Here is a 17,897-nt window from a genome sequence, read left to right as displayed (position 1 = left end):
GGCATATTGGACCATGGTACAAACCGGGGTTTGGACTTTACCATGTGAGATTGGTTGGGAGATGGGCGTCAAGGCGGCTATAGTAAGGTCTCCGTGCCGGCGCAAGCGCCGGGCATACGGTTCACAAGAGCGAAAAAGGATTGGTGAGCGGGTTCATGCGCACGAGTGATATATGGGTGTTCCTGGCGATGGTGCTGTATTTCGTGGCCATGCTGTCGGTGGGGTTCTTCTATTCGAAGAAGTCCAATTCATCCGCGTCGCAGTACTTCGCCGGCGGCCGCGGCGTCGGCCCGTGGCTCACCGCGCTGTCCGCCGAAGCCTCCGACATGTCCGGCTGGCTTCTTATGGGCCTGCCCGGCCTTGCCTATTTCACCGGCGCCGCCGATGCCGGGTGGACGGCCGCCGGTCTCGCCATCGGCACCTACCTCAACTGGAAGATCGTCGCCAAACGACTGCGCCGCTACTCCGTCGCGGCCGGCAACGCCATCACCATCCCCGACTACTTCTCCAAGCGGTTCGGCGACACCAGGAACATCCTGTCCACCATCGCCGCGGTCATCATCATCGTCTTCTTCGCCGTCTACGTCGGCAGCTGCTTCGTCACCGTCGGCAAGCTGTTCGATACGCTCTTCGGTTTTGACTACCATCTCATGATGGTGCTTGGCGCCATCGTCGTGTTCCTCTATACCGTCATCGGCGGATACCTCTCCGTCGTCGTCACCGACTTCATCCAGGGCATGCTCATGTTCTTCGCGCTCGCCGTGGTCTGCGTGGGCACGGTGGCCAGCGCGGGCGGCATCGACCATGTCGCCGCGTTCCTCAGCGACATCCCCGGCTACCTGAGCGCCAACCACACCGCGACGCCGATCCTCGACCCGGCCGGCGCGCAGATGGCACAGGGAGGAAACCCCCTGTTCGGGGCGCCCACCGACTTCGACGTCATCACCATCGTCTCCCTGATGGCATGGGGCCTCGGCTACTTCGGCATGCCCCAGGTCCTGGTGCGCTTCCTCTCCGTGCGTGACGCCGAGGAGATCAAGCAGTCCCGCATCATCGCCACCGTGTGGGTGGTCATCTCGCTGGGTTGCGCCATCGCGATCGGCATGTTCGGCCGCGCCATGCTGCCCACGCAGTTCACCACCCAGGCCGCCGCCGAAAGCGTGTTCATCGTACTCAGCCAGATGCTGCTGCCGAGCTTCGTGTGCGGCGTGGTCGTCTCCGGCATCTTCGCGGCGTCGATGAGCTCCTCCTCAAGCTACATGATCATCGCCGGATCCGCCGTGGCCGAGAACATCTACCGCGGCATCTTCAAGCGCAACGCATCCGACCGCCAGGTCATGTGGGTGGCCCGCATCACCATCCTCGTGGTATTCGTCTTCGGATGCCTCATCGCCGCCGACCAGAACTCCTCCATCTTCCAGGTCGTCTCCTATGCGTGGGCCGGCCTCGGCGCATCCTTCGGCCCCCTTATGCTGTTCAGCCTGTACTGGCGTCGCACCAACGCATCCGGCGCCATCGCCGGCATGCTTTCCGGAGCCGTCACCGTATTCGTCTGGAACCTGCTCGTCAAGCCACTCGGCGGCATCTTCGGCATCTACGAGCTGCTGCCCGCGTTCATCGTCTCCGCACTGGCCATCGTCGTGGTGTCGCTCGCCACGAAGGAGCCGTCGAAGCAGATCACCGACGTGTTCGACCATTACATGGACGATGACACGAACGTCGGCGAGCTGCTCGAGGAGCATGCCGTGCGGCAGTAGGGGCGTCGGCTTTCCGCAGGTTCTTGACCGCGCCGGATGGTAGATTCTTGTACTCGGTTTTGAGTACAAGGACAGCAACGACGGCCAGGGGCCGAGGGGAGCGCGAACGATGATCAATGAAGAGCCCGAAGTCATTGCACGCAGTGCCGAGGAACTGCTGGGTGGGCTGAACGAGCAGCAGGCCGAGGCCGTGCAGTACGATGGTCCGGCCCTGCTCATCGCGGCGGGCGCCGGATCGGGCAAGACCCGCGTGCTCACCCGCCGCATCGCGTGGCTTCTCAGCCAGACGGGCGCATGGCCGAGCCAGATCCTCGCCATCACCTTCACCAACAAGGCCGCCGCCGAGATGAAGGAGCGCCTCACCACGCTCATCGGCCCGGTCGCCCAGCGCATGTGGGTCTCCACGTTCCATTCCGCATGCGTGCGCATCCTGCGGCGCGACGGCGAGAGAATCGGCCTGAAGTCCGGGTTCTCCATCTACGACACCGCCGATTCGCAGCGTCTGGTGAAGATCATCTGCACCGAGCTCAACATCGACGTCAAGCGCTACACGCCGCGTTCGATCCTCGCCCGCATCTCCGACTACAAGAACGGTCTGATCGGCTGGCAGGAGCGTCTCAAGGAGTACGCCCCGCAGTTCAGGCCCGGTGTTCGGGGCTCCCAGATCGGCAGCTTCGGCGACGTCGAAGTGCTCTACGCCTGCGTGTACGCCGAATACCAGTACCGTCTGTCCGCAGCCAACGCCGTCGACTTCGACGACCTCATCATGCGCACGGTCGAACTGCTGCGCACCGACCCCATGGTCGCCGAATACTATCGACGCAAGTTCCGCTACATCCTCGTCGACGAGTATCAGGACACCAACCACGCCCAGTATGTGCTCGTGCGCGAGCTCGGCGGCGTCGACGGCGGTGCCGCGCGCGAGCCCGGCGCCCGTGGCGCAGGACGAAGCGGCCCGGCATGGATCACCGTCGTCGGTGATTCCGACCAGTCCATCTACGCGTTCCGCGGCGCGGACATCCGCAACATCCAGGAGTTCGAAAAGGACTTCCCGAACGCCAGGACCATCATGCTGGAGCAGAACTACCGCTCCACGCAGACCATCCTCAACGCCGCCAACGCGGTGATTGCGCTCAATCCCGGACGCAAGCCCAAGAAACTGTGGACCGCTCTCGGCGATGGATCGAAGATCATCGGGTACGCCGCGGACAACGCCCAGCAGGAAGGCGCATGGATCGCCACCGAGATCGCAAGGCTGGCAGGCGAGGAAGGGTACCGATACTCCGACATCGCACTGATGTACCGCGCCAACGCGCAATCGCGCTCCCTCGAGGAGGCGCTCATCAACGCCGGCATCCCATACCAGCTCGTCGGCGGCACCAAGTTCTACGAGCGCAAGGAGGTCAAGGACGCGATGGCCTACCTGCAGGCGATCGCCAACCCTGACGACGACGTGAACCTTCGCCGCATCATCAACGTGCCGAAGAGGGGCCTCGGCGCACGCGCGGAGGCGGTGCTCACCATGTTCGCCGCCGATCACCGCACCAGTGCATGGTCCGCGCTGGAGGCGCTCGACTCCATCGAGGGCATGCCCACGAGGACCGCGAACCTGTTGGGACAGTTCCGCGACCTCATGACCGGTCTGCGGGCGTTCGCCCGCCAGAACGACGGCAAGCCCAGCGAGATCGTGGCCGAGGTGCTGGAGAAGACCGGGCTGCTGGCCGAATTGAAGAAGTCCACCGACCCGCAGGACATGACCCGCGTCGACAACCTCTCCCAGCTGCAGTCCGTCGCCGCCGAATACGAGCAGAACACGCCCGACGCCACGTTGAACGGATTCCTCGAGACCACCGCGCTCGTCGCCGACAGCGACCAGCTGCCGGACGAGGGCGAGGACACCGGCACCGTCACCCTGATGACCCTGCACACCGCCAAGGGCCTCGAATACCCCGTGGTGTTCCTCACCGGCATGGAGCAGGGCACGTTCCCGCATTCGCGTGCCATGGAGAACGAGAGCGAGCTTGAGGAGGAGCGACGGCTTGCCTATGTGGGCATCACCCGTGCCCGGCAGATCCTGTATGTCACCCGTGCGGCCGTGCGCGCCCAGTGGGGGCAGGCCGCCGAGATGCTGCCGAGCCAGTTTCTGGACGACATCCCCGAAAACCTCATCGAATGGAAGAGACGCGAGACCGGCGTCGACGCGTTGCGCGGCGGATGGCGATCGGGAGGCTTCGACGACGATGAGTTCGGTGGCTTCGAAGAAGGATATTCGTCCTCGTCGTATGGGTCGCGTCCCCGCTGGGGCTCCGCGGCAAGGAAGGCGACGTCCGGCTCGTCGTATGGATCCTCATCGTACGGCTCGTCATCCTATGGCGGCGGATACGGCTCACGCGGGTCGAAATACGGCTCCCGGGGCGGTGGGGCGCGGACGGGCTCGTCGTACGGAGGCTCGTATGGTTCGTCGTACGGCTCCTCGTCCGGAGGCAAGTCCGGCCGGGTCACCACACGCCGTATGAAGAAGGACCTGCTCGATTCGCTGTCGAAGGCGAAGAGCGCCGCGGCCCGCAAGAGCGAATCCGCCGCACAGTCGGGCGCCCTCAACGTCGCGGACTTCCACGAGGGGGACAAGGTGACCCATGACCAGTACGGTCTCGGCACCATCGTCGCCGTTGAGGACAAGGGCCGCAACTCCGTGATCACCGTCGACTTCGGCTCCGACGGCGTCAAGCGGCTTCTGCTGCGTGTGGCCCCCATCGAGAAGCTGTGACGTTCACCGCATGGCGTCGTGGACGGGAACGGCTGCGCGGCGTGCGAAACCTGTAGCAGTGATGTTCGGGAAAAGCAAGACTTGACTTTTTCGAACGGATTCGGAACAATCACTCGGGTTCTGCCAGCAGTATTAAAGCAGTAGGAGAAGATTGTGAAGAACAGGCTGTTCGCCTCCATCCCGCCCGTCGTGTTCGGCGTGCTGATCGCCGTTGCGCCGCATACGTTCGCCCATGTGTGCAAGGTCACCGAAATGGCGATGAAATGCCATTGGACCGCACAGGCGGAAATCGGCGTCGGGGCGATGATTGCCGTGCTCGGCCTCATCGCCCTGTTCGTCGAACCGAAGATCCGTGTCGGCCTAAGCATCGCCGTCATATTGGCCGGCGTGCTGGCCATCGCCGTTCCCACCGTGCTCATCGGCGTGTGCCCGGGCGCGATGATGCACTGCCACATGGTCGCCCGGCCGACGCTCATCGTCCTCGGCGTGCTGACCATCGTGTTCGCCGTCGTCGCTGTCCTGCTCGACTCACGAACCGCGAAACGGGCCTGACCATGGCCGCCGTCCCGCACATCACCCTCGGAGGACTCCCGCTGGAGAACCTCCGACGCAAGCCGTTCCGCACCACGTCACTCATCGTCGTCGTCGCGATTCTCGCCGCGGCCTTTTTCGGAGGCTCCATTCTGGCGTTGAACCTCAACAAGGGGCTGAAAAGCATGGAGGAGCGTCTCGGCGCCGACCTCATGGTGGTGCCCTCCGGCAGCCAGGGCAAGGCTGAGGCGTTGCTGACCAACGGCAACCCGAACACGTTCTACTTCACCAACGACATCGGCGAGCGCGTGCAGGGTTTCGACGGGGTCGAACAGGCCACCGAACAGACGTACATCGCGTCATTGGCCGCCGAATGCTGTGACGAGAAGGTCCAGATCGTCGGATTCAACCCCGAGACCGACTTTGTCATCGAACCTTGGATCGCCTCGCAGTACGATGGCACGCTCGGCGAGGGCGAGGTCATCGTCGGCAGCAGCATCAACGTCTCCGCCGACAACACCATCAAGCTGTACAACCACGTGTTCCCCGTCAAGGCGCAGCTCGCCCGCACCGCCACCGGTCTCGACAGTTCGGTGTTCATCAGCGACGGCACCGTTCCCGACATGGTCTCATACGCGAACAAGGTGACGGTCCGTGGCTCCATTCCCGACGAATACGCGGACAAGGCCGTGTCCTCCGTTCTTGTGAGGCTGCAGCCGGGATACTCCGCCGAGCAGGTGGCCGAGGAAATCTCGAAATCCGATCTCAAGGGCGTCGGCTTCGTCTACCCGGGAGGCGTGACCAGCACCACCAAGACGAGCCTGAACACCATCCTCGCCTATGTGGCCGTGTTCCTCGCCGTGTTCTGGGTATTGGCGCTGATCGTGCTGCTCGCCGTGTTCTCGTCGTCGGTCAACGAGCGCAAGAAGGAGTTCGCCAGCCTACGCATCATGGGCGCCACCCGGGGGATGCTCACCCGCATCGTTCTCGGCGAGTCGGCGCTGATCGGACTGGTCGGCGGCGTCATCGGCATCGCCTCGGCGTCGCTTGTCGTGTTCCCGTTCAGCGGCGCCATCGGCAAGGAGCTTGAACTGCCGTATCTTCAGGTGGGTGTCGTGCCGTGCCTGCTGCTGATCGTCGGTTCGCTGGCGTTCGCCGTCGTCACGGGAGCCCTGGCGTCATTGGCTTCGGCGTTCCGTCTTGGTCGGCCGGAGGCGTATCTCACGCTTAGGGAGGGGGAGTGACATGTTGCTGGATGTTCGTGAACTGACCCGTGAATTCGTCCGTCGGGGCAGGACGTTCGCCGCCGTCGACCATGTGGACCTGCAAATCGACGACGGTGATTTCGTCGCCATCGTCGGTCGTTCCGGCAACGGCAAGAGCACGCTGCTGAACATGATCTGCGGTCTGCTCAAACCCAGCGACGGCACCGTCCTCGTCTGCGGAAGGAACGTGGCGGAGCTGGATGACCGCGATCTCTCCCTGCTGCGCAACCGTGTCGTGGGATTCGTCACGCAGAGCCAGACGCTGCTGCCGAACCTCACCATCGTGGACAACGTGATGCTGCCGGCGTTGATGTTCCCCAAGGAACCACTGGACATCGTGTCGTCCAGTGATGACGGGCCGGATGCCGCCGTGACCGTGAATGCGGTCTCCATGGGGGAGTCGTCCGGAATCGGGAAGACGGACGTCGCCGACCCCGACATGCCCGACGTCATCGTGCCGATGCGCGTGGAACAGACCGGGGCGGACCGGTCCCCGGACGGATATGAGCGACGTGCGATGGCGTTGCTTGCCGATCTCGGCATCGCCGATCTCGCCGGCAGCTATCCCAGGGAACTGTCCGGAGGGGAGATGCGCCGCGCATCCATAGCCCGTGCGCTGATGAACGGCCCCCGGCTGCTTATCGCCGATGAGCCGACCGGCGACCTCGATGCCGAATCGACCGCCGTCGTCATGCGCCTGCTGCGTTCCGTGGCCGACTCCGGCACCGCCGTGCTCATGGTCACCCATGACGCCGATGCGATGCCGTATGCCGACCGCATCATCACCATGGACGCCGGCAGGTTGACCGAATCGGCGGCATAGTGTATTATTTTCGTCTTGGTGTCTGCCATCCGGGCAGCATCTATCTGGAGTCTTAGCCCATCAATGGGTCGGCGATGCCGCAGCGGCATCGTTCGCGTGTTGTTCAAGACGCGGTGAAGCATTGGAGAGGCCGACTCAGCGTGCGCCCCGCGCACGTTCCGTTCAGATAACGACAGAAACAAAGGATGAGTCTGATATGACCAACGTTCAGCGCTCCCGCCGTCAGGTGCGTCTTTCCCGCGCCCTCGGCATCGCCCTGACCCCGAAGGCCCAGCGTATCTTCGAGAAGCGTCCGTACGCCCCCGGCGAGCACGGTCGCACCCGTCGTCGCACTGAGTCCGATTACGCCGTTCGTCTGCGCGAGAAGCAGCGTCTGCGCGCCCAGTACGGCATTTCCGAGAAGCAGCTTCGCGCCGCCTACGAGAAGGGCACGCACGAGGCCGGCCAGACCGGTAACGCCATGCTGCAGGACCTCGAGTCCCGTCTCGACGCCCTCGTGCTGCGTTCCGGCTTCGCCCGCACCACCGCTCAGGCCCGCCAGTTCGTCGTCCACGGCCACATCATGGTCGACGGCAACAAGGTGGATCGTCCGAGCTACCACGTCAAGCCCGGCCAGACCATTCAGGTCCGTCCGAAGAGCCAGACGATGGTTCCCTTCCAGATCGCCGCTGAAGGTGTGCACCGCGACGTGCTGCCGGCCGTCCCGGGCTACCTGGACGTCGACCTCGCCTCGCTGAAGGCCACCCTGACCCGCAAGCCGCTTGCGGAGGAGATCCCGGTTCAGGTGAACATCCAGTACGTGGTCGAGTTCTACGCTCGCTGATCGATTTCCGATCGCGGAAACCCTGTGTGCCGAAAGGCCACAGGGTTTTTGTCGTTCAGGGGTTTCATTTCAGGGAAGAATCAGGGTAAACCCGCATGGTTTCACGATGCTCCTTCGGCGATAATCGGGATAGCACATCATCCGCGGACGAAAAATCGTAAAAGGAACGACCATGAGACTTCTCGGCAACATCATCTGGCTGATTCTCGGCGGGCTGCTGCTGGCCATCGGCTGGGCGGTGATCGGCATCATCCTGTGCATCACCGTCATCGGAATCCCCTTGGGATTGCAGGCCTTCAAGATGGCACAGCTCACGCTGACCCCGTTCGGCAAGGACATCATCTATGGGGGCGGGCTCGGTTCGACGCTGCTCAACATCGTCTGGCTGCTGCTGGCCGGCCTGTGGATGGCCATCGGCTACGTCATCGCGGGAATCGCCACCTGCATCACCATCATCGGCATCCCGTTCGGCCTGCAGTCGTTCAAAATGGCAAAGCTGTCGCTCATGCCGTTCGGCGCGTCCGTCGTCGTGGTGCGCTAGACCGCCACGATGCGTTAGGCGATGCGATAGCGGTCCCCATGCTTGGTGATGAACAGTCCGGCGCGCCGCATCTTTCGCATCAGCGTATAGAGCGCGGTCTCCATGATGTCGTGCTGTTCGAAGAATCCCCGCCCGCAAACGGTGTCGAGGATCTCATCGAAGGTGAGGAACTCGCCGTCGGCCGAGACCAGCGCCTCCAATGCGCCATACTCCCGCGGGGAGAGGGGAATGGGCGTGCGGTGGTTGCCATAGAACGCCTGCCGAGTCGTAAGATTCAGCGTGAGGGCGCCGCGGGTGACGATCGTCGAACCGTCATGCGACGGCAGGTCGCCGAGCATGTGGACGGCCGTCAGCAGCTGGGAATCGGAGAACGGCTTGACGAGCTCGGCATCGCATTCGAAAGCAAGAGGCGCCGTCGGCCGCAACGGCTTTGCGAACCGGGGCGAAACGAGCTTGAGCGTGGCCGTCGGCCGAGCGGCGCGAAGGACCATCTCCCAGGCCTGCGGATCGGCGGTGTCGTCGAAACGGTCATCGACGATGACGACGTCCGCGTCGAATCCGTCAGGACGCTCGGCGTCCGCCGGAAGGGGGAACGCGACGACCTCATGCCGTTCGGACTCCAGCGCGGCCTGCACCGCGTTCCTCAGGGCGACGCCGCCCGCGGCCAATAGAATCCTCATGCTGCCTCCCGGGCCATTGCGTGTTGGCACCTACAATAGGCTCCGCGGTGGAAATGGCCGTCGACGGGGCATCTGCGGGTAGGATATGTACGGGTATACGTATACGAACAAACGAATGGACGAACGCGATGATCACCGAAGTGGTGCTGGTCCGACACGGCCGGACCCCATACAATCTGGCCCATCGTCTGCAGGGGCAGGTCGACGTTCCACTGGACATCATCGGCCAATGGCAGGCCGACCAGACCGGTTATGAGCTGGCGCGACGCTACTACTGGGCCAAGGTGTCGAACATCGCCTCGCATCCCGAGCTGCTTGCGCAGCCCGGTCCCGACGCGGCATGCCCCAGCGACATCAGCGAATACCATGACGCGCCCGCGTCCCGGCGCAGGCTCGAAGTATACAGCTCCGACCTGTTCCGCGCGCAACAGACCGCGCATGCCTTCGCCGACCTGCTCGGGCTGCCCGTGACCTGCGACGCCCGGCTGCGCGAGCGCAGCTTCGGCAGATGGGAGGGCCTGACCCGCGAGCAGATCAGGCAGATGGACGCCCGGGCCTACGCGTCATGGCGCGCCCACACCGGCGGTGAACTCGAATACGGGGTGGAAAGCCGCACCGCATGCGGACGCCGCGGCATGGAGGCGCTGAACGACATCGTCTCCCGCCACGCCGACGACGACACCGACACCACGCTCGTGGTGGTGAGCCACGGGTCATGGATCGTCGCGACGGTGGAGACGCTGGTGGGCATCGACCCCGACCGGCTCAACAGCCTGGGCTCCATGCGCAACGCGTTCTGGTCCCGGCTTGTTCCCCACCACCGTGACGGCTCCTTGGCATGGTCGCTCGAGGAGTTCAACACCGGCCCGCAGATCGCGGGAACCGTCGACTGGGAGAACGGCCCGCAGGAACTGCGCAACGAGCGCATGCCCGGCTGGCAGCCGATCGTGCAATAGCCGATACGGATACGCCGTCCCTCCCATTCGAATCCTCTGCAATATTTCAATCCCGACACCCATATCTCGCGACACGGAGACGAACACATGACCTTCCATCTGCATCTGGTACGCCACGGACAGACCTACTTCAACCGCTACAACCGTCTTCAGGGATGGTCGAACTCGCCGCTCACCGAATCGGGCATCGCCGATGCGCGGAAGGCGGGCCTGAAACTCGAGGACCTCGACTTCGCCGCCGCCTACTGCTCCGACACCACGCGCGCGGAGCTGACGGCGAGGAGCATCCTCGACATCAACGAGCAGGCCGGCCATCGCCGTCCCGAGCTGACCGTCGACATGCATTTCCGCGAACAGTTCTACGGATACTTCGAAGGGCTCGACATGTCCATGGCCTGGTACGCCGCAGGGGCGCCGCATGGCGTAAAGACCTACAACGCCATCGTGGAGAAGTTCGGGCTCGCCGCGACCAAGGACTTCCTCAAGGAGGCCGATCCGTTCCATGACGCCGAAAGCGAGACCGAGTACTGGGAGCGTGTCGAGGCCGGTTTCACGCTGATCGCCGGCAATCCGTCCCTCAGTGACGGCGACGACGTGCTGGTCATCTCGCATGGCAACACGTTGCTGAGCCTGATGCACCGCTTCGCCCCGGAGGGGTACGACCTGAGCGAAAGGCCCTCCAACGGCAGCGTCACCGTGCTTGACTACGACCCGTCGAAGCCGCTGGACGAGGGCGGCATCACCATTGTCTCCTACAATCAGTGACGGCTCTGTTCGCCGCAGGTGCTAGCCTAAAACCTGTACTGCGTCCGGAACGCATATGATGTGAGGAAACGAGGTATCGATGGACATCGGTCAGATCGCCGGCTTGATCGCGGCCATTGCGTTCGCCATACTGGCGGGATTCATGATCTATCCGCTGATCCGTCTGGGCAGGCTGTTCGATCAGGTGGCCCAGACCGTCAAGGAGACGGGCGACCATGCCGTCCCCGCCTTGGACGAGGGCGTCACCACCGTGCAGAAGGTCAACCGCTCCCTGGACGACGTGAACGCCATCTCCGAAGCCGCACAGCGTTCCGCCACCAACGTCGGCGCGCTCACCGACCTGTACGGATCGTTCCTCGGCAAGCCGGTCATCAAGGCGGCATCGGCCGCATGGGCCGTCAGGGCCACCGCACAGGACTTCCTGAACAAGCGGGCCGCGGGCACGGCTTCCGCCGACCTCGACGCCGATACGGCCGCCAAGGGGGAGTGACATGTTCAAACGACTGTTCTGGATCTCCGTGGGCGTGATCACCGGCATCATGGCCGTCACCAAGGCCCAGGCCTACGTGAAGGCGCACACCCCGGAACCCGCCCGCACCTTCGTGTTCGGCCCCGACGAGGAAAAGCCCCCCGTCACCCTGCAGACGGTGCAGGCGCTGTTCGCCGATTTCGAACGGCACCGCCACGCCCGCGAGGAGGAACTGAACCGTCAGTTCATCGCCAAGACCGAGCGATAGACACCGGGCGCATCCTCATTCGGTCTTCCGGCCCATCGGCCATCTTCAGGATTTTGCGGGCGCCCACTTCGGCGTCCGCGCAACACACAATATAAAGGAGTCGCACATCCATGCGCACATCGGAAATCGCCAAGCGATATCTGGATTACTTCTCGAAGCATGATCATATGGTCGTTCCTTCGGCATCCCTGATCTCGCCGAACCCGACCACGCTGTTCACCATCGCCGGCATGGTCCCCTTCATCCCGTACCTGCTCGGCGAACAGACGCCGCCCCATCCTCGCATGGCCAGCAACCAGAAGTGCGTGCGCACGCTCGACATCGACGAGGTCGGCAAGACCACCCGCCACGGCACGTTCTTCCAGATGCTCGGCAACTTCTCCTTCGGCGACTACTTCAAGGAGGAGGCCATCCACTACGCCTGGCAGCTGCTGACCACCCCGCAGGACCAGGGCGGCTACGGCTTCGACCCCGAGAAGCTGTGGGTGACGACGTACACCGACGACGAGGAAGCCCGCTCCATCTGGAAGAACGAGGGCTTCGACCCCGAGCACATGCAGATCTTCGGCATGGAGGACAACTTCTGGACCACCGGCGGCCCCGGCCCCGGCGGCCCCTGCTCCGAGATCTACGTCGACCGCGGCCCCCAGTACGGCAAGGACGGCGGCCCCGCGGCCGACGAGACCCGCTTCATCGAGATCTGGGACCTCGTGTTCGAGAACTACGAGGTCGACAACGTCAAGTCCAAGACCGACCTGCACATCGTCGGCGAGCTCGAGAACAAGAACATCGATACCGGCGCCGGTCTGGAGCGTCTCGCCTACCTCATGCAGGGCAAGGAGAACATCTACGAGACCGACGAGGTCTACCCGGTCATCGAGGAGGCCGAGCGTCTCTCCGGCCTCAAGTACGGCGAGAACGAGGAGGCCGACGTGCGCTTCCGCGTGGTCGCCGACCACGTGCGCTCCGCGCTGATGATCATGAGCGACGGCGTACGCCCGAGCAACGTCGGCCGCGGCTACGTGCTGCGCCGCCTGCTGCGACGCACCGTGCGCTCCATGCGCATGCTGGGCGTCCACGACGAGGTGCTGCCGTCCCTGTTCCCCGTCTCCAAGAACGCCATGGCCCCGAGCTACCCGGAGCTCAACGAGACGTTCCATGAGGTCTCCGAATCCGCATACGCGGAGGAGGACGCCTTCCGCCGCACCCTCGACAACGGCACGTCCATCCTCGACGTAGCCGTCAAGAAGGCCAAGGACTCCGGCACCGACCCGACCGTCTCCGGCAAGGACGCGTTCACCCTGCACGACACCTACGGCTTCCCGATCGAGCTGACGCTCGAGATGGCCGCCGAGCAGGGCGTGAAGGTGGACGAGGCCAAGTTCCGCGAGCTCATGAACGAGCAGAAGTCCCGCGCCCGCGCCGATGCGCTGAAGAAGCGTCACAACGTGGACCTCTCCGTGTACGACGATTTCAAGAAGACGCTTGAGGCGCCTCTCGAGTTCCTCGGCTACACCGATTTCTCCAGCCGCTCCAACGTGCTGGGCATCATCCAGGAGGGCAAGGGAACCGTCCCGGCGGTCACCGCCCCCGCCACCGTCGAGGTCATCCTCGACCGTACGCCGTTCTACGCCGAGGCCGGTGGCCAGCTCGCCGATCAGGGCGAGATCCTGACCGACGACGGTGCCGTGCTCGAGGTCGACGACGTGCAGCACCCCATCAAGGGCCTGACCGTCCACCAGTGCCGTCTGACCGAAGGCACTCTGGTGCGCGGCGCCAAGGTGACCGCCACCATCGATCAGGAGCGTCGTGGCGCCATCGCCCGCTCCCACACCGCCACGCACATGGTGCACAAGGCGCTGCGCGAGGAGCTCGGCCCGCAGGCCACCCAGCGCGGCTCCGAGGATGCGCCGAACCGTCTGCGTTTCGACTTCCAGTGGGGCAAGGCGCCGAGCAAGGGCGTCATGAGCGCCGTCGAGGCCCGTGTGAACGACCGTCTGCGCGACAACCTCGCCGTCACCACGCAGGAGATGAAGTTCGACGACGCCATCGCCCTTGGCGCCATGCACCTGTTCGGCGAGAAGTACGGCGACATCGTGCGCGTGGTCTCCATCGGCGAGGACGGCTGGAGCCGTGAGCTGTGCGGCGGCACCCACGTCGACCACGTCGGCAAGATCGGTGCGGTCTCCATCATGTCCGAGGCCTCCGTCGGCACCGGCGTCCGCCGAGTCGACGCCGTGGTCGGACAGGGCGCCTACGAGTACAACGCCCGCGAGCACGCCCTCGTCTCCCAGCTTTCCGACAAGCTCAACGCCCGTCCCGACGAGCTGGCCGACCGCGTCAACGCGCTGCTCGCCAAGCTCAAGGAATCCGACCGCCGTCTGTCCGCCATGTACGAGAGCAATCTCGCCGGACAGGTCCCGCAGCTCGTCGACTCCGCGAAGAACAGCGCCGACGACATCGCCGTGGCGGCGAAGAACGTGGGCCGTTTCGGCTCCGTCGACGCCCTGCGCAAGACCGTGATGGACGTGCGTGGCCGTATCGGCGAGGGCAAGCCCGTCGTGGTCGCACTGTGCGGCGAAGGCGAGAACGGCAACCCCGTCATCATCGTGGCGACCAACGAGGCCGCGCGCGACAAGGGTGTGAAGGCGGGCGATCTGGTCCGCACCGCGTCCAAGGTGCTTGGCGGCGGTGGCGGCGGCAAGCCCGACTTCGCCCAGGGCGGCGGTCAGGAAGCCTCCAGGATCGACGAGGCCCTGGCATCGCTGAAGGCCCAGGTCGCGGGCCGCTGATCGAAGGCGGGCGGCGACAGGCATCAGTTCATGTCATATTGGCTAGGTATCGATCTCGGTAACGCTCGGGTCGGACTCGCGTTGTCCGACCCCGAGCTTACCTTTGCACATCCAATCGGCAACATCCAGGTGCGTGGAGACTACTTCCAGGCCCTGTATGATGTATTGGACGTTATTGAGGACAACCACGTCGACCATGTGGTTGTCGGCTACCCGTTGCTGTTGAATGGCACCGAGGGAGCCAGCGCCAAGAAGGCTCGGCGCTGGGCGAAGAACCTCGAGCGCCGGCTTGAGAACGAGGGCATTCACGCGACGGTGCAGTTGTTGGACGAACGAATGACGACGGTAAGCGCGCACCGACAGTTGTCGGAGGCGGGGCTGCGCTCGCGCGAGCACAGGCCCAGCGTGGACCAGCAGTCCGCCGTGGTGCTGCTGCAGGCGGCGTTGGACGCCGCCGCGCGCGCCACGGATCCGTCCATTGGTTCCACTGGTTTGGAGGGCTAATGACCGACGATGATATGCAGGATTTTTTCGCCGAAAAAGCCCAATGGGTCGGTGGAGGCGATGAGCCGGGCCTGGACCCCGCCACGCCTCCGCGTCCTCCGCGCTCCCGCAGGGAGATGCGTAAGAAGCGCCGCAAGCGTCAGCGCTCCAAATGGCTGAAGATCGTCATGACGGTCATCCTCGTGGTGTGCGTCGCCGTCGTCGGATGGTTCGTCTATTCGGGCGTAACCACGGCTCGTTCGAAGATGCAGGACCAGGTGCAGCGCACCCAGGCCGCCGACTACCCCGGCCCGGGAAGCGGCAACGTGGAATTCACCGTCGAGAACGGCCAGTCCAGCGTCGACATCGGCGACAACCTTGAAAAGCAGGGTATCGTCAAGTCGAGCATGGCCTTCCAGCAGGCCATCTCCAACGCGGGCCTGCAGGATCAGCTGCAGCCCGGTACGTTCGAGCTGCGTTACCGCATGAAGGCCGACGACGTGGCCAAGGTGCTCACCGACTCCACGAAGGCCAAGGGCTTCCTCGTGGTGAACCCCGGCGAGCGTTCCGGCGCGGTCATCGAACAGGCCGCCGAACTTTCGGGAATCGACAAGTCCGAGTTCGAGACAATCGTCAAGAACAAGGGCAAGGGCATCCTTCCCGCCGAAGCGAACGGCAGCTTCGAAGGCTGGCTCGAACCCGGCAGCTACAACGTGAAGGGCAAGAGCTCCGCTTCCGACATCCTCAAGGAGATGGTGCAGAAGCGCATCAAGAAGCTCGACCAGCTCGAGGTGCCCACCGGCGCCAAACGCGAGGAGATCCTCAAGAAGGCGTCGATCATCGAGGGCGAGGTGAACAAGGCCGACTATTACGGCAAGGTGGCCCGTGTCATCGAGAACCGTCTCGCCAGGAACATGCCGCTCGGCATGGATTCCGTCGTCGCCTATGGCAACAACGTCGAGCCCCGTGCCCTGACCAACGCCATGCTCAACGACAAGAAGAACCCCTACAACTCGCGTATCCAGAAGGGATTGCCGCCTACGCCGATCAGCCAGGCCGGCGACACCGCCATCACCGCGGCCATGCATCCCACCGAAGGCAACTGGCTGTACTTCGTCACCGTGAATCTCGACACCGGTGAGACCAAGTTCACCGACAACGTGAACGAATTCCAGAAGTACGCCAAGGAATACGAGGCGTGGGAGGCCAAGAACTAGGCACACGAGACGTCCGTCAGATCGCGGAAAGCGCGACCGCCGCGAATGCGGACGCGACGATGACCGGGGCGAAGGGGATCGAATCCCTGCCCCGGCCTCGTTGTATTCGCAGCATGATGAGGCCGAACAGGCCCATGAACAGCCACCATACGGCCACCGTCTCGACGCCTCGGCAGCCGACGGCAAGGCCCATCAGCAGCGTGCAGGTGACGTCCCCGAATCCCAGCGTCCCCGGCCTGATCATCGCGAGGCCAAGCTGAACAAGCGCACAGGTCGCGGCCAGACCGACGGACCACGCCAGCATCGTCCATGACCGCGAATGCAGGCACCACACGACGACGCACGCCACCTGCAGCACGCAGCCGGACGCGACCGTCATACGGGGCACGCGTCGTGTCCGAATATCGGTATAAGCAATCATGATTCCGGCGATTGCGCTAGGAATAAGGAGAAGGTATGCCATTGAACGTAAGATATACCGAGGTTAACGACAACTGATTCGATCGTGCGGGAATGATGTCCCGCCGGATTCGATACGACAAAAGGAGAAGGGCGATGTTGCGCTGGCAGACGGCAGGGGAGTCACATGGCGAGGCTTTGGTGGCCATGATCGAGGGACTGCCCGCAGGCGTCCAGATCACTTCGCAGGATATCAAGGACGCGTTGGCGCGACGTCGCCTTGGCTACGGCCGTGGCGCCCGCATGAAGTTCGAGGAGGACAAGGTGCGCATGCTCACGGGCGTGCGTCACGGTTCCACGCTCGGCGGCCCGATCGCCATCGAGATCGCCAATACCGAATGGCCGAAGTGGACCGAGGTCATGAGCGCCGATCCGCTCGACCACGACATCCCGCGCGAAGGCCGTAACGCCCCGCTGAGCCGTCCGCGTCCGGGCCATGCCGACCTGACCGGCATGCGCAAGTACGGCTTCGACGACGCCCGCCCGGTGCTGGAGCGTTCCAGCGCCCGCGAGACCGCTTCCCGCGTGGCCCTCGGCTCCGTGGCCGCGAAGTTCCTTGAGCAGACGCTCGGCATCCGTACCGTCTCCCATGTCATCTCCATCGGGGGCGCCGGCGTCGAGGACGCCGACAACGCGCCGCTGCCCACCCCCGACGACGTCGCCGCACTCGACGCCTCCCCGGTGCGTACGCTCGACAAGGCCGCCGAGGAGCGCATGGTCAGGCGCATCGATGAGATCAAGTCCAACGCCGACACCGTCGGCGGCGTCATCGAGGTCATCGCCTACGGCGTGCCCGCCGGCATCGGCACCTACGTCGAATCCGACCGTCGTCTCGACGCGGCCCTCGCCTCCGCCGTCATGGGCATCCAGGCCATCAAGGGCGTGGAGATCGGCGATGGCTTCCTCGAGGCCGTGCGCCCCGGTTCGGCCGCACACGACGAGATGGTCCCCGGCGAGGACGGCCACATCACCAGGCTCACCAACCGGGCCGGCGGCATCGAGGGCGGCATGTCCAACGGCCAGCCCATCCGCGTGCGCGCCGCGATGAAGCCCATCCCGTCCATCCCGCGTGCCCTGAGGACCGTCGACGTCGCCGACGGCGAGGCCGCGCAGGCCATCAACCAGCGTTCCGATTCCACCGCCGTGCCGGCCGCGTCCGTCGTGGCCGAAGCCATGGTGCGCCTGACGCTCGCCAAGTACGCATTGGAGAAGTTCGGCGGCGACAGCGTGGCCGAAACCCGACGCAACGCCGAAAACTACCTCGCCTCCTGGCCCGAGCACATGCGCTGACGGGGGAGTGA

17 protein-coding genes are annotated in these 17,897 nt (G+C 64.4%); 15 read left to right on the top strand and 2 right to left on the bottom strand.

What is annotated here, in order from left to right; translation table 11 throughout:
* Positions 1-155: 155 nt before the first annotated feature.
* From putP to GFD18_RS01355, 7 genes are all read left to right on the top strand, one after another.
* Entirely contained in the window at positions 156-1,757 is a 1,602-nt protein-coding gene (gene putP / locus GFD18_RS01385) for a sodium/proline symporter PutP (RefSeq protein WP_163199769.1), read from the top strand.
* Between the two features lie 112 nt (positions 1,758-1,869).
* Positions 1,870-4,524 carry a UvrD-helicase domain-containing protein gene (locus tag GFD18_RS01380; RefSeq protein WP_163199835.1) on the top strand — a complete coding sequence of 885 codons (2,655 nt, stop codon included), beginning with the start codon at positions 1,870-1,872 and terminating at the stop codon, positions 4,522-4,524.
* Between the two features lie 153 nt (positions 4,525-4,677).
* Positions 4,678-5,076 carry a DUF4418 family protein gene (locus GFD18_RS01375; protein WP_163199770.1) on the top strand — a complete coding sequence of 133 codons (399 nt, stop codon included), beginning with the start codon at positions 4,678-4,680 and terminating at the stop codon, positions 5,074-5,076.
* Between the two features lie 2 nt (positions 5,077-5,078).
* The gene (locus GFD18_RS01370) at positions 5,079-6,299 is read left to right on the top strand and encodes an ABC transporter permease (protein WP_163199771.1); all 1,221 of its coding nucleotides are present in this window, start codon (positions 5,079-5,081) and stop codon (positions 6,297-6,299) included.
* Position 6,300: 1 nt separating this feature from the next.
* Positions 6,301-7,143 carry an ABC transporter ATP-binding protein gene (locus tag GFD18_RS01365; protein ID WP_163199772.1) on the top strand — a complete coding sequence of 281 codons (843 nt, stop codon included), beginning with the start codon at positions 6,301-6,303 and terminating at the stop codon, positions 7,141-7,143.
* A 196-nt stretch (positions 7,144-7,339) separates the two neighbouring features.
* Positions 7,340-7,966: a 30S ribosomal protein S4 gene (gene rpsD / locus GFD18_RS01360; RefSeq protein ID WP_100511128.1), complete on the top strand. Its 627-nt coding sequence runs from the start codon at positions 7,340-7,342 to the stop codon at positions 7,964-7,966.
* A gap of 172 nt (positions 7,967-8,138) precedes the next feature.
* Positions 8,139-8,507, top strand: coding sequence for a YccF domain-containing protein (locus GFD18_RS01355; protein WP_163199773.1), 369 nt, complete (start codon positions 8,139-8,141; stop codon positions 8,505-8,507).
* Between the two features lie 14 nt (positions 8,508-8,521).
* On the opposite strand, the gene GFD18_RS01350 is transcribed toward GFD18_RS01355, so the two are convergent.
* Positions 8,522-9,187, bottom strand: a complete 666-nt coding sequence (locus GFD18_RS01350; RefSeq protein WP_163199774.1) for a winged helix-turn-helix domain-containing protein — start codon at positions 9,185-9,187, stop codon at positions 8,522-8,524.
* A 128-nt stretch (positions 9,188-9,315) separates the two neighbouring features.
* Here GFD18_RS01350 and GFD18_RS01345 point away from each other — a divergent pair, with 128 nt between their 5' ends.
* The 7 genes from GFD18_RS01345 to mltG all read left to right on the top strand — a co-directional run bounded on the left by GFD18_RS01345 (position 9,316) and on the right by mltG (position 16,137).
* Complete coding sequence (locus GFD18_RS01345; RefSeq protein ID WP_163199775.1) at positions 9,316-10,143, top strand: histidine phosphatase family protein; 828 nt, start codon at positions 9,316-9,318, stop codon at positions 10,141-10,143.
* An 87-nt stretch (positions 10,144-10,230) separates the two neighbouring features.
* A complete protein-coding gene (locus GFD18_RS01340) occupies positions 10,231-10,908 on the top strand; it encodes a histidine phosphatase family protein (RefSeq protein ID WP_163199776.1) in 678 nt (225 codons plus the stop codon).
* Positions 10,909-10,987: 79 nt separating this feature from the next.
* Positions 10,988-11,398 (top strand): DUF948 domain-containing protein, encoded by a 411-nt coding sequence (locus tag GFD18_RS01335; protein WP_163199777.1) that lies wholly within the window; start codon positions 10,988-10,990, stop codon positions 11,396-11,398.
* A 1-nt stretch (position 11,399) separates the two neighbouring features.
* Positions 11,400-11,645: a hypothetical protein gene (locus GFD18_RS01330; RefSeq protein ID WP_163199778.1), complete on the top strand. Its 246-nt coding sequence runs from the start codon at positions 11,400-11,402 to the stop codon at positions 11,643-11,645.
* A gap of 110 nt (positions 11,646-11,755) precedes the next feature.
* Positions 11,756-14,437 carry an alanine--tRNA ligase gene (alaS, locus tag GFD18_RS01325; protein ID WP_163199779.1) on the top strand — a complete coding sequence of 894 codons (2,682 nt, stop codon included), beginning with the start codon at positions 11,756-11,758 and terminating at the stop codon, positions 14,435-14,437.
* 30 nt (positions 14,438-14,467) lie between these two features.
* Complete coding sequence (gene ruvX, locus GFD18_RS01320) at positions 14,468-14,941, top strand: Holliday junction resolvase RuvX (RefSeq protein ID WP_163199780.1); 474 nt, start codon at positions 14,468-14,470, stop codon at positions 14,939-14,941.
* Complete coding sequence (gene mltG, locus GFD18_RS01315; protein ID WP_163199781.1) at positions 14,941-16,137, top strand: endolytic transglycosylase MltG; 1,197 nt, start codon at positions 14,941-14,943, stop codon at positions 16,135-16,137. Before ruvX ends, mltG begins: the two co-directional genes overlap by 1 nt.
* 16 nt (positions 16,138-16,153) lie before the next feature.
* Here mltG and GFD18_RS01310 read toward each other — a convergent pair whose 3' ends face one another.
* Entirely contained in the window at positions 16,154-16,558 is a 405-nt protein-coding gene (locus GFD18_RS01310; protein ID WP_163199782.1) for a prepilin peptidase, read from the bottom strand.
* 134 nt (positions 16,559-16,692) lie between these two features.
* Between GFD18_RS01310 and aroC the strand changes: the two genes are divergently transcribed.
* Positions 16,693-17,886 carry a chorismate synthase gene (gene aroC, locus GFD18_RS01305; RefSeq protein ID WP_163199783.1) on the top strand — a complete coding sequence of 398 codons (1,194 nt, stop codon included), beginning with the start codon at positions 16,693-16,695 and terminating at the stop codon, positions 17,884-17,886.
* Positions 17,887-17,897 lie beyond the last annotated feature (11 nt).

Source organism: Bifidobacterium saimiriisciurei, from assembly GCF_010667655.1.
Lineage (GTDB): Bacteria > Actinomycetota > Actinomycetes > Actinomycetales > Bifidobacteriaceae > Galliscardovia > Galliscardovia saimiriisciurei.
This window is presented reverse-complemented; position numbering and strand designations above follow the sequence as displayed.